Raw genomic sequence first — 12,313 nt, 5'->3', positions numbered from 1 at the left:
AATCAACCATCTTACCGCCCAACTCAACATGCAATGAGTGCAATGGCGTGCGCTTAATATCGGTCATGGGTCCAACCTTTCTAAGGTCATAATCTCTGAATGCCGCACTTGTTCGCCCTACGTCAAAACTGTTTGCCGCCCAGATTCTCACGACTGTGTCGCAAGTCAACAGTCATGGAACTTTGATCTGTGTCAGAGCAGTCCCCTTAAGAGCCGGGTAAAGAGTATACACCCGTATGCTGTATTCGTGTTTCTGATAGGAAACTTTTCCCCCTTACGCAACATCAAAAATGACAATCACCGACAGCTCGCCCAAGCACGCGCCTTAAGTCGCTGAGATTTTTGCCGGATGCCCACGGAACACCTCTGGCCCCTGCCTACAACCTGCCCTAAGACTCGGCCCGAGAGGGACCGCCATGTCACATATAACACTGGTTCGCCACGGCCAGGCCAACACCGATGCGCGTGATGAAGAGAGCTATGACAAGCTCAGCGATCTGGGCCACCAGCAGGCGCGCTGGCTGGGTGACCATCTGCAATTCACGCGGACCAGCTATACGCGGGTCTATTGCGGCACCCTGACCCGACACATCGAAACCGCGTCCAGCATGGGACTGGCCGAGCCGATCCGTGACCCTCGCCTGAACGAAATCGAGTACTTCACCATCGCCAAGCTGTTCGAACAGCAGCACGGCGTGGTGGTCCCGACCGACCGAGAAGGCTTTGTGGAACACCTGCCCCTTACGTTTGCGGCCTGGGCCAAGGGCGAAATCAAGGATACCCCCGAGACCTTCGAAGACTTCGAGGCCCGCGTCTCAGGTGCGCTACGCGATATCGGCACCGAGGGCGGGCCCGCGATTGTTGTGACCTCGGGTGGGTTGATCTCGATGGTGGTGCGGCAGGCAATGGGGCTGGACATCCCGTCGATGGCGCGTGTGGCCCTTGCCATCATGAACACGTCGATGCATCGTCTGCACCCGATCGGCCCGCAACTGAGCCCGGTCCTGTTCAACGCCGTTCCGCATCTGGAAGCGCCGGACCGGCAATACGCCCAGACCCACCTGTAAACTTCGGAGGCCCTATGCAGCTTTATTATGCCCCTCGCACGATCTCGGTCGCTGTTGCCGTCGCGTTGCAAGAAGCCGGGCTGGACTATGAAGCGATCCAGTTGGATTTCGCCGGGGCCGAGCAGACCAAACCGGCTTACAAGCAAATCAACCCCAAGGGCCGCGTTCCGGCACTGGTCGTTGACGGAGGCATTCTGACCGAAACCGGGGCGCTGCTGGAATATATCGCGGCCAAGGCCCCCGAGGCCGGTCTGGTGCCTGCCGATCCGATCATGGCTGCCCGGATGCGTGAGGTGATGTTCTACCTTGCCTCGACCATGCATGTGAACCATGCGCACAAGATGCGCGGGCACCGCTGGGCCGACAAGAAATCCAGCTGGAAAGACATGAAAGACAAGGTCGCGCAGACAATGACCGCGTCTTGCGAGTACATATCTTCGAACGGCCTGCGCGGGCCGTTTGTGCTGGGCGAGGCGTTCTCGCTGGCCGATGCTTACCTGTATGTGGTCTGCAGCTGGCTGGAAGGCGACGGCGTTGATGTCTCGGCCTTCCCTAAGATCGTCGCCTTCCGTGAGGCGATGGAGGCACGTCCTTCGGTTCAGGTGGTGCGCGCCGCCGGAATGCTCTGACAAAAGGAAATACGATGACACATCTCTGGGTCCGGGCAGAACAGCGCCCGAACGAGGAACGGGTCGGGCTGACCCCCGAAGGCGCCGCAGCGCTGATCGCTGCTGGCATCCGCGTGACGGTCGAGGAAAGCTCAGTCCGTGCTATTCCGATTGACGGCTACAAGGATGTGGGCTGCGAGATCGCGGCCGAGAATTCCTGGCCCGAGGCCCCGCTGGATGCGATCATCTTCGGCCTGAAGGAACTGCCCGTGGACGGCACCCCTCTGCCCCATCGCCACATCATGTTCGGCCACGCCTATAAGGGCCAGCATTCCGGCCGCGCGCTGCTGGAGCGGTTCAAGGCCGGCGGCGGCACGCTTTATGATCTGGAGTATCTGGTGGACGAAAATGACCGCCGGGTTGCGGCCTTTGGCTATTGGGCCGGGTATGCGGGTGCTGCGGTTACGCTCAAGACATGGGCGGCACAGCAACACGGTCAGAAATGCCCGCCGGTTGGTGTCTATCCCAGCAAAGATGCGTTGAATGCCGAACTGCTGGCCGAGTTGGACGCCACCGGCGCCGACCGTCCCCGCGCCATCGTCATCGGCGCTTTGGGCCGCGTCGGAACCGGGGCTGCCGACCTGTGCGAAGCGATGGGTGTCACCGTCACCAAGTGGGACATGGCCGAGACCGCAAGCGGCGCGCCGTTCCCAGAAATCCTCGACCACAACCTGTTCTTGAACTGCATCTTCGCACGCCCCGGTACGCCGGTCTTTGTCCCACAAGAGGCGCTGACTGCGCCACGCACTCTGACCGCCATTGGCGACGTGGCCTGCGACCCGGACAGCGATTACAACCCTGTGCCGGTCTACGACCGCGCCACCACTTGGGAGGCCCCCGCCCTGCGCGTGGCCACCGACCCGGTAATGGACGTAATGGCGATCGACAACCTGCCGTCGATGCTGCCGGTCGAAAGTTCGGAAGACTATGCCGCGCAACTGCTGCCCTCGCTGCTGACCCTGACCGATCTGGACAGCGGCGTCTGGGGTCGGGCAGAAGCAACCTACAAAACACATATGAGAGGGATCTGAGCGATGACGATTCACTGGTGTGGCACCGGCCTGTCGGCCATCCCCGGCCTGCGCCGCCTGATTGAGGGCGGGCATAAGGTTACCGTCTGGAACCGGACCATCGACAAGGCCAAGGCCGAAGTCGGCGACCTGACCGACGACATCCGCGCCTTTGACATCGACGCACTTGGCGCGGTGCTGGAAAAGGGTGACGTGATTGTCTCGATGCTGCCGGGTGACTGGCACGTGCCGCTGGCGGAACTGGCGATTTCGAAGGAAGCCAACTTTGTCTCGTCGTCCTATATCGCGCCCGAGATGCGTGCGCTGGACGACAAGGCGCGTGAGGCCGGTGTCGCGCTGGTCAACGAGGTTGGGCTGGACCCTGGCATCGACCACCTGATGGCCCACGCTCTGGTCGCGGACTACCGCGCCTCGGACGCATTCGATGCGCAAAACCACCTGAGCTTCATCTCCTATTGCGGCGGCATCCCCAAGAACCCGAACCCGTTCCGCTACAAGTTCAGCTGGTCGCCTCTGGGGGTGCTCAAGGCGCTGCGCTCACCGTCAAAATCGATCCGCGATTATGCCCCGTTGGACGTCGCCCGCCCGTGGGACGCGATCACCAGCTATATCGCGCCGTTGCCGACGCCCGAGAGTTTTGAGGTCTACCCGAACCGCGACTCGATCCCCTTCATGGCCGAGTACCAGTTCGAGGAACACTGGCCAGTCAAGGAATTCGTTCGCGGCACCCTGCGCCTGAACGGTTGGGCCGATGCATGGTCGGACGTGTTCACCGAGATCGAGACCTTGTCCGGCCCCGAAGGTGACGCCCGCCTGAAGGAGATGTCGGATCAGTTCTGGGCCGAGAACGCCTATGACGAGGGCGAGCCGGACCGCGTGGTTCTGTGCGTGGGCCTGAAGGCGGAAAAAGACGGCATCCCGGTCTGGAACAAGACCTATGTGATGGACGCCTGGGGCGACGCGCGCGGCACCGCAATGGCGCGTCTGGTGTCGGTTCCGGTCTCGCTGGCTGTCGAAGCTGTTCTGAACCGCGCCATCTCGGCCGGTGTCCACGCCGCCCCCAGCGACCCGAAGCTGGTGCAAGACTGGATGGCCGAGATCGACACACTGGCCCAGCATCTGCAAGTGGTCGATCATTTGAACTGACTGGCAAGCCCGCCCCGGTCACAGATGGGGCGGGGCCTTTTACTCAAAGTAACGTAAGCCAGATCAATAAAGATACGGCGCCCAGAAGGCTGTTGTAGCCCTGAATAGTCCTCTCTGGCTCTGCATCGGGGCTGTAGCACCCTCCGGCAAGCATATCTTTGGCCAAATCACTTTGTTGTTGCTGCTGATACAAAACAAATACAGCTGACAAAAAAAGCCATCCCGAAACGTCGGAATGGCTTTGTCTCAAGCTGTGATCCGTCAGATATAGCGTTCGATCACGCCGTCGATATCGCTGCGGTTGATGCCCAGCTCAGCCAGGTCCTGATCGGACAGCCGGTTCAGCTCTTGCGCGGCGCGCACGATATCCGATCTGATCGCCTGCAGCCGCATCGCCCGGTCGAACAACAACACGGAACTGGCATTGACCGACGGTTCGCGGTTGATTTTTGAATCCAGCATCCTCTCCTCCATGTTTGGCGCCCGGCTGGGCGTCTGGATCACTGAACGTGACGGTTATAGGGCTGCTTGTGGTAGACGCTTTCATAGGCGCGCCGATTGATGTCACAGCGCGGAATGCCGATGTCTTCCAGCTGCCGGTCGGTCAGTTTCTCCAGCGACTGGACCGTTTTGGCGTAAATCCCACGGCGGAAATGCTCGACCCGTGCTTCGGCGTAATTCGAAAACAGACCGAAGAAGAGCCCCTTCTGCGGGGTAACTGTTTGTGCGTATCCCATGACTTTCTCCTTTAACTCTGAATTGCATTTGTCGTTGCTGAAACAGATAAAAGAAGCCCGCATTAACGCGGCCAGAGGGACAGATTAAGACTGATTAATGTGTTGGGTCAGGGCGTGTTGCCGGGTTCGTTCAGATAAAAATGCGCCAGATCGAGCAGGTTTTGGCGCAGCGGCGGAGTGAAGTAATGCGCCCAGACCATCGTCGCGTCATCGCCTTGAGGGCCGACATATCGGAGGGGGTAGATGTACTTTTCGGGGAAAACACAGTCGAACACGGCACTAACCAAGATAAAGCGTTCCGCCGCTCTTGAAGGATCTCCACCCGTTAATGCTATGGATTGGCCTGCGTATATCGCTCGAATCTGGTATTTGCTCCATCTGATCTCTTGCGCAAAAAGATCATTCACTGTCTGCACCTCGAACTCCCGAAGGTATTCGCTAAAGTCGAGGTCCTCGCCCAACTGCGCAATCGCATCAGGGCACGTTAACTCGGGATAGGTTTTCCGTCGTTCGGGAAAAAGTGGCGGGCAGTGAGGCCCAAGACCAAGACATGCCACGTAGTAATAGCCAATGAGGCCGTTGTTCTGCGGATCGCGTTTGATCCCTTCGACCGTCATATCGAGCAGTTGATCGTAGAGCTTGTCCTCAATCAGGTGACTTCCCCACGTCTTTTTAATCCATCTGCGGTCGGGGTAAGTCTTTTCTAGATTCGCGAAATAGGCATGCAGTTGGTCGTCCGCACCCATCGCGCGAAGCAATTTCCCTTTCATTTCTAGCGAGTAATCACTAGCAGGTGCGCGTTCCAACGCCGTCTCAATAGTCACCAGCGCGTCGGCGTAGTCCTTGGTGCGCATCAACACTAGTGCTTTCCACTGCAGCGGCACTTCGCTTTCGGGGTCGGCTGCAATCGCCAGGTCGGCCTCACGTTTTGCGGCTTCCCAATCCTCCAACTCCATGTAGAGCCGCATTTTGTTGCGATACGCCAAAGATCGCTCAGCTGGGTTAAAGACGGCCCAGTCCAACAGCAGATCGCAGGCGTCGAGGGTGGTCTGTACGTCACCCTTATCCGAGCTACAGATATCAACCAGCGCGTCATGTTTTTTGCGCAAAATCGGCAGCGCCAAGATGCACAACACGACCAGAACAATGGCCACGCGGACAATAGTCACTTTGCGTTTCGGGGGATCAGCAGAAATATCAACGTTCATTCAATCAACCAGAAGTAAATTCGGCTGAACTGAACCAAACCTGTGCGGGATTGTAAACGGCCTTCAAAACAATGCCCGCATGGATCGCGGGCACCGTGTTTACATCAGATCGTTTTCCACGTCTTCGGCCGATATTCCCAACGCATCCAGACCATTCTCAAGGTGGTCCGACAGATGCGGCGTGCCGATCAGATAGTCGGCGCAAGGGGTCGAGGCCTCGGACTTGGCGGTTGCAATCGCTTCGGCCAGATCCTCGGCGAAAAAGCTCTCGCGCCCGATCCACATGACGGCAACCAGCTCGGCCTGCTCATCCTCGCCCATCCGGTCTATGAAGGCGCGCAGTTCGCCCTCGGCGCGGTTCAGTTCGCGCCCCATCATGGCAACCTGAGCGATTTTTCTTGCCGAGATTTCCAACATGACCAACTCCTCGTGTTCGCGGTTTCCATCCTAGCACAAACATTCCGAAGTGCCCGAGTCTTTGATCTTACTCAAACAAAGACGCTTTAAGGCTCGCGGATGCGGGAAACCGGATGATCGGGAACAGGGGCAGTGCGAAACGGGCGGAACCGGGCTTTTTTGACCCACAATTTCAGGGCCTGCCACAAGATCAGGACAAACGCGCGGCGGGCGCCGAACGGACGGCGCATCAGTGACCACAGGATTGTGCTATCGCTCAGCGGCGCGCGCGGCCCGGTCAGTGTCGCGATCAACCCACCGCCCTCGCGCCCGTAGTCGATCCAGACGCCAACCCGGTCGGGGCGATAGTCGAACCGGAACGTATAGGTTCCTTCGATCTTCTGAAACGGCGAGACATGCATCAGCTTGCCCGCCACGATCCGGTCCGAGGGTTGGATCGGCGCGAAATCGGGATTGTGGCACAAATAGCTATGGCGCGTGCCATAGGTATTTGTGACCTCGGCCACCACTGCATAGAGCTGCTCGTCGACGTCGAAACAGAACCAGAAACTAACCGGGTTGAACACGTGGCCGAATACACGCGGTTGGGTCAGCAGGGTAATCCGGGCGGGTTGAGCAACCCCCATCTGGTCGAACTGTTCGCGCAGCCAGGCCGCACCTCGGCCATTTCCCGGCTCTCCGCCATGATCGCGATCCCGCCAGTTGGTGAAATTGGCACGGTTCAGGGAAAACAGCAGCGGGGTGTCGGGGCAACCTTCGGGGTCCAGAAGGATATAGTCGACGGAATAGCGAAAGGCGTTTTGCACGGCCCCTTTTCGCCCGTGAAAGGTGTGGCCCGCGATATGGTCGATCCTGTTCACGCCTTATTCCTTGATTCCTTGCTGTACCTGTAAACCGTTCAAACGGCATTCTTTTCGCAATCTGTTCGTACCAGATAATACGCAAACTAGCCCGACACGGATCAAAAACCGCAAACAAAGTGATCCGCCTTTGGCTGGCCCGCGTATTGTGGTTATGTTTACCGAGATCGATACCGTGACCTTGGATGAACCGGCGGCCGAAGCGCCAGCACTCAAACCTTGGCGCGCGCAGAAACGCATCAGGGGCAAGCCGGTGAACAAAGCGGATGGCAGTTGCGACACCAGAACTGAGTGGGTGAGCCACGTCAGACGCATTAGGGACGCGCAGGATCAGGCGGCCTTTGCCGAGCTGTTTCAGCACTTCGCGCCGCGGATCAAGGCGTTTCTGATCAAGTCGGGCTCAGACCCGGCGATGGCCGAGGAATGCGCGCAAGAAGTTATGGCAACCTTGTGGCACAAGGCGCATTTGTTCGATCCCGCCCGTGCGACCGTCGCCACCTGGGTGTTCACGATCGCAAGAAACAAGCGCATCGACGTCCTGCGCAAACAACGCCGCCCCGAGCCCGAGGATCTGGGATGGGGGCCCGAGGCGGAACCGGAACAGGACGCCGTGATCGCGCTGCAACAGGAAACCGCGCAGCTGCGCGACGCCATGTCGGCGTTGCCCGAGGCGCAACGAGAACTGATCGAAAAGGCCTATTTTGGCGATCTCAGCCACCGCGAGATTGCCTCTGCAACCGGATTGCCGCTGGGCACGATCAAATCACGTATACGGCTGGCGCTGGACCGCTTGCGCCACGCGATGAACTGAGATGATGACGATGAGCAAAAAGATTAAACATCACCTGACAGACGACCTGCTGATGGCCTATGCCGCTGGCAGTCTGCCCGAGGCGTTCGACCTGATGGTCGCCACGCATCTGTCCCTGTGTGACCACTGCCGCGCCCGGGCCGAAAGCTTTGACGCCGTTGGCGGCTGTGTCCTGCAGGATCAGGAGGCCTCGTCCAGCATGAGCGATGGCGCTTTGGCCGCGACCATGGCGCTGATAGCCCAAGGCGCGCCGATTGCGAAACCGGCCCGTCCGGGATGTTCGGTTCTGCCCGCGCCCCTGCAGGATTACGTGGGCGGAGATGTGAACGACATCAAATGGCGCGCTATCGGCATGGGTGTGAAACAGGCGATCCTGCCGACCACACGCGAGGCCACCGCACGCCTGCTGTTCATCCCTGCAGGTGCCGCGGTACCCGACCACAGCCACAACGGCATCGAACTGACGATGGTGCTGCAAGGCGCGTTCTCGGACGAGGTGGACCATTTCGCCCGCGGCGATGTCGAGATCGCGGACGAGGATGTGCACCACACGCCGACCGCGGATATCTCGGAAGACTGCATCTGTCTGGCCGTTACCGACGCCCCGCTGAAGTTCAGCAAGCTTATGCCACGTCTGTTCCAGCCGTTTCTGCGTATTTGACCCGCTGGGCCAGCCTATTGTTCACTGACCCGGCCCCATTTTGGTGGAGATGTGTACAATGACAAAACTTCTGGCCTTTTCCTTTTTCCTCACCCTCTTCGCCTCTGGCGTGTCCGCCCAGCGGGTTGCCGACGTGAAATTCGAGCCCGGGAATTTCGGCACGATGGTCAGCGGGACGATCACTGGCGACGAATATTTTGACTACAAGCTGGGCGCGTCGTCCGGGCAGGAGATGTTCGCCGAGCTTCAGGTCAGCGACACAAACGGCAATGGCGTGATCTATTTCAACATCCTGCCGCCCGGCAGCGACGGGGTTGCGATCTACAATGGCTCGATCAAGGGCAACACCGCCCGGGTCGACCTGCCCGAGGATGGGGATTACACGATCCGGGTCTACCTGATGGGCAATGATCGGGATACCGGCAAGACGGTTGGCTACAATCTGGACCTGTCGATCCAATAACGCTTAGCCCTCGGACTTGCCCAGCGGCACGACGTTGGTATGATCGTCCGGGGCCAGCTCCTCAAAATCGAAATTGTCCAGTCGCTGCGCTCGGCGCCCGGCCTTTTCGGCGCTGATCTTGATTTCCGAGATATCCTTGGCCGCCTGCCCGAAATGACGGTCGAGATTCGACACACGATCTCCCAGACGCTCCACATCCTTGTGCAACATCCCCAGCTCTTTCCGGATCGCACCCGCTTGTTCGCGCATCCGTGCGTCTTTCAGGATCGCGCGCATAGTGTTCAGCGTCGCCATGCAAGTGGTGGGTGAGACGATCCAGACGCGTTTGCTGAAACTCTCCTGCACCAGTTCTGGGAACTTGGCGTGCAGCTCTGCATAAACGGCCTCCGACGGCAGGAACATCAGAGCGCCATCGGCGGTTTCACCGTCCAGAATGTATTTCTCGGCGATATCGTTGATGTGCTTGCGCACCGTGCTGCGGAACATCTGCACTGCTGCTTTCAACTCGGCATCATTGGTCGAACCGATCAGCGCCTCGTACGCCTCGAGCGGGAATTTACTGTCGATCACAATCGGCCCCGGAGGGTTCGGCAGGTGGATCAGGCAATCCGCCCGCCGCCCGTTCGACAGGGTTGCCTGCAGTTGAAAACTGTCCGAGGGCAGCGCTTTGGAGACGATGTCGTTCAGCTGAATCTCTCCAAACGCGCCGCGTGTCTGTTTGTTCGACAGAATATCCTGCAGTGACAGCACATCGCCCGATAGTTTGGTGATATTGTCCTGCGCTTTGTCGATGGCGGCCAGTCGCTCCTGCAACTGGGTCAGTGATGTCGCGGTCTGTTTCGACGAGCCATGCAGCGATTCCTTCATCCGTTCCTGCATCTCGGCCAGTGCGCGGGCCGACTTCATAGCGTTATCCGCCAGCCGGTCATTCATCTGTTGCTGCACCGAGGACAGGCGGGATTCGACTGTCTGGATCACCTGCACCTGCGCATTTGCCTGCGTGTCCGAGACATGCTGCAACCCGCCGCGCAGTTGTTCCTGCCCCTGCCCCAGCTGCTGCACATGCTGGCCCAGATGCGCCATCTGCCGGGCCAGAGGTTCAGCCATCCGGGCCGAGCGCTGCGCCGCCCGCATGGACAAAAACAGCAGCAACAGAATCAGCGCAACAACGCCTCCCGCAATCAGGATCACGGGGTCGTTCAAAGCCATTTGGGTGCCAGCAATCTCGATCATGTTGCCTCGAATGTTCTTGTTTTATTCTTCATAACCCGGCAACGCCGCCAGATCAACTGCGGCCGAACAATCGCTCGATATCACTCAGCTTCAGTTCCACGTAAGTCGGCCGCCCGTGGTTGCACTGTCCGGAATGGGGGGTCGCCTCCATCTCGCGCAGAAGGGCGTTCATTTCCTCGGCCCGCATCCGGCGGCCCGACCGGACCGACCCATGACAGGCCACGCGGCTGAGGATCGCCTCGATCCGCGTTTGCACAGTCTGGCTTTCGCCCTGATCGGCCAGTTCGTCGAGGATATCAAGTATCATCGCGCGGGCGTCGACCTCACCCAGAATGGCCGGGGTCTCACGCACGGCGATGGCGCCACCACCGAAGGGTTCCAGCGTCAAGCCGAGGCGCGACAGGTCGTCGGCCACGGTCATCAGCCGCGCGCAGTCGCCTTCGGAAAGTTCGACAATTTCCGGGATCAGCAGCGCCTGCGCGGCGACGCCCTTCTCGGCCATCTGGGTTTTGAGCTTTTCATAGACCAGCCGCTCATGCGCGGCGTGCTGGTCAACAATCACCATGCCATCGGCGGTCTGGGCGATGATGTAATTCTCATGCACCTGCCCGCGCGCCGCGCCTAAGGGCAGGTCCTGTGGTGCAGGCTCTTCCACTGCGACCGGAGCCACCGGAGCGGGGTCAACAACGCTGCCGCTATAATCCTGGGACAGTTCGGCAAAACCCGGGGCCTGCGCGCGATACGCGGCCTGACGCGCAGCTGGCGATGGCCGGTCCATCTGATACACCCGTGCGGTAGCAGGCGGCGCCGGTTCGGGCCGCATCGCGCCCAGCGTTGCGTTGGCCACAGTGGTCGAGGCCCGGTGCCCCGCCTCGGCCAGCGCGTGGCGCAGGGCCGAGACAATCAACCCGCGCGCCACACCGGGATCGCGGAACCGGACCTCGGATTTGGCGGGGTGAACGTTCACATCCACCAGCGTCGGGTCACAGTCGATGAACAGCGCCGCCGCCGGGTGGCGGTCGCGGCTGAGGAAATCGAAATAGGCCGCTCGCAACGCCCCGGTCAGCATCTTATCGCGCACGGGGCGACCATTGACGAAGAGATACTGCGCCACCGCAGCACCGCGGGAATAGGTCGGCAGGGCGGCATAGCCATAAAGCCGGATACCTTCGCGCGTGGCGTCGATCTGCAGCGCATTTTCGGCAAACTCACGACCGATCACGCGGGCCAGACGAGCGTGCAGCGCGTCAAAAAGATCGCCATTTTCACGGTCAGCGCGGAAGGTCACGCGCCCCTTACCACCGCCCGAAACATCACGCAGAGAGAAGGTGATCGCAGGCTCGGCCATCGCCAGACGTTTGACCGTGTCGCCAATCGCCTGCGCCTCGGCCCGGTCGGTGCGCATGAATTTCAGCCGCGCGGGCGTGGCAAAGAAAAGATCGCGCAGTTCGACCACTGTGCCTGCGCGCAATGCGGCAGGCTTCACCGCCTCCATCTTTCCGCCCGCCACGTGGATCTGCGCTGCATCCGCACCCGGCACCCGGCTGGTGATGGTCAACCGACCCACCGCGCCCAGCGACGGCAGCGCTTCACCCCGGAACCCGAACGTGTGGATGTTCAGCAGATCCGAGCCGTCAATCTTCGAGGTCGCATGGCGCGACAAGGCCAGCGGCAGGTCCTGTGCCGATATTCCGCAACCATCATCAGTGACACGAATCAACGTCTTGCCGCCATCAGCGATATCAATGGCAATCCGTGTCGCCCCGGCATCAATGGCGTTTTCCACCAGTTCCTTGACCGCCGAGGCCGGACGTTCGACCACCTCACCCGCAGCAATACGGTTGATCGCAGCATCATCCAGCTGTCGGATTACGGGTGGGTTTTCGCTGATATTGGGGTGTGTCTGCGCCATACCACCAGACCTAGCACAGGCGCGCACGATTCTGCCACTGGTTTGGATCTATCAATTTTAGGGAGGGGGCGTTCGAACAATCGCGCCGAACCGATGCCG

The 12,313-nt window shown here is 59.9% G+C and carries 14 protein-coding genes; 7 read left to right on the top strand and 7 right to left on the bottom strand.

From position 1 onward, the window contains the following. The first annotated feature begins 416 nt into the window (after positions 1-416). Genes GOX63_RS13080 through GOX63_RS13065 form a run of 4 tightly spaced genes read left to right on the top strand, consistent with a single transcriptional unit; the run spans position 417 to position 3,912 of the window. Positions 417-1,067 (top strand): histidine phosphatase family protein, encoded by a 651-nt coding sequence (locus GOX63_RS13080; protein WP_170326420.1) that lies wholly within the window; start codon positions 417-419, stop codon positions 1,065-1,067. Positions 1,068-1,081: 14 nt separating this feature from the next. Further along, complete coding sequence (locus GOX63_RS13075; protein ID WP_170326419.1) at positions 1,082-1,696, top strand: glutathione S-transferase family protein; 615 nt, start codon at positions 1,082-1,084, stop codon at positions 1,694-1,696. Between the two features lie 14 nt (positions 1,697-1,710). Beyond that, positions 1,711-2,766: a saccharopine dehydrogenase gene (locus GOX63_RS13070; protein WP_170326418.1), complete on the top strand. Its 1,056-nt coding sequence runs from the start codon at positions 1,711-1,713 to the stop codon at positions 2,764-2,766. A gap of 3 nt (positions 2,767-2,769) precedes the next feature. After that, positions 2,770-3,912, top strand: a complete 1,143-nt coding sequence (locus GOX63_RS13065) for a saccharopine dehydrogenase family protein (RefSeq protein WP_170326417.1) — start codon at positions 2,770-2,772, stop codon at positions 3,910-3,912. Between the two features lie 261 nt (positions 3,913-4,173). Here GOX63_RS13065 and GOX63_RS13060 read toward each other — a convergent pair whose 3' ends face one another. The 5 genes from GOX63_RS13060 to GOX63_RS13040 form a co-directional block, all read right to left on the bottom strand. Further along, complete coding sequence (locus GOX63_RS13060; RefSeq protein ID WP_170326416.1) at positions 4,174-4,374, bottom strand: DUF1127 domain-containing protein; 201 nt, start codon at positions 4,372-4,374, stop codon at positions 4,174-4,176. A gap of 38 nt (positions 4,375-4,412) precedes the next feature. Then, the gene (locus GOX63_RS13055) at positions 4,413-4,649 is read right to left on the bottom strand and encodes a DUF1127 domain-containing protein (protein WP_170326415.1); all 237 of its coding nucleotides are present in this window, start codon (positions 4,647-4,649) and stop codon (positions 4,413-4,415) included. Between the two features lie 107 nt (positions 4,650-4,756). Then, on the bottom strand, positions 4,757-5,857 hold the full coding sequence (locus GOX63_RS13050; RefSeq protein WP_170326414.1) for a tetratricopeptide repeat protein: 1,101 nt from the start codon (positions 5,855-5,857) through the stop codon (positions 4,757-4,759). 99 nt (positions 5,858-5,956) lie between these two features. After that, complete coding sequence (locus tag GOX63_RS13045) at positions 5,957-6,274, bottom strand: DUF3775 domain-containing protein (protein WP_170326413.1); 318 nt, start codon at positions 6,272-6,274, stop codon at positions 5,957-5,959. A gap of 86 nt (positions 6,275-6,360) precedes the next feature. Beyond that, complete coding sequence (locus GOX63_RS13040; protein WP_170326412.1) at positions 6,361-7,134, bottom strand: DUF1365 domain-containing protein; 774 nt, start codon at positions 7,132-7,134, stop codon at positions 6,361-6,363. 154 nt (positions 7,135-7,288) lie between these two features. Between GOX63_RS13040 and GOX63_RS13035 the strand changes: the two genes are divergently transcribed. Genes GOX63_RS13035 through GOX63_RS13025 form a run of 3 tightly spaced genes read left to right on the top strand, consistent with a single transcriptional unit; the run spans position 7,289 to position 9,069 of the window. Then, positions 7,289-7,945, top strand: coding sequence for a sigma-70 family RNA polymerase sigma factor (locus GOX63_RS13035; protein WP_170326432.1), 657 nt, complete (start codon positions 7,289-7,291; stop codon positions 7,943-7,945). Between the two features lie 10 nt (positions 7,946-7,955). Further along, a complete protein-coding gene (locus GOX63_RS13030; protein WP_170326411.1) occupies positions 7,956-8,606 on the top strand; it encodes a ChrR family anti-sigma-E factor in 651 nt (216 codons plus the stop codon). 58 nt (positions 8,607-8,664) lie between these two features. Continuing rightward, positions 8,665-9,069, top strand: a complete 405-nt coding sequence (locus GOX63_RS13025) for a hypothetical protein (protein ID WP_170326410.1) — start codon at positions 8,665-8,667, stop codon at positions 9,067-9,069. A gap of 3 nt (positions 9,070-9,072) precedes the next feature. Here the strand turns inward: GOX63_RS13025 and GOX63_RS13020 are convergent, their stop codons facing one another. Beyond that, positions 9,073-10,302, bottom strand: coding sequence for a DNA recombination protein RmuC (locus tag GOX63_RS13020; RefSeq protein ID WP_170326409.1), 1,230 nt, complete (start codon positions 10,300-10,302; stop codon positions 9,073-9,075). 52 nt (positions 10,303-10,354) lie between these two features. Next, positions 10,355-12,214 (bottom strand): DNA mismatch repair endonuclease MutL, encoded by a 1,860-nt coding sequence (mutL, locus tag GOX63_RS13015; RefSeq protein WP_170326408.1) that lies wholly within the window; start codon positions 12,212-12,214, stop codon positions 10,355-10,357. Positions 12,215-12,313: the final 99 nt, after the last annotated feature.

This window comes from Ruegeria arenilitoris (assembly GCF_013031355.1).
Taxonomy (GTDB): domain Bacteria; phylum Pseudomonadota; class Alphaproteobacteria; order Rhodobacterales; family Rhodobacteraceae; genus Ruegeria; species Ruegeria arenilitoris_C.
The sequence above is the reverse complement of the archived record's forward strand: the minus strand, read 5'-3'. Positions and strand labels throughout refer to the sequence as shown.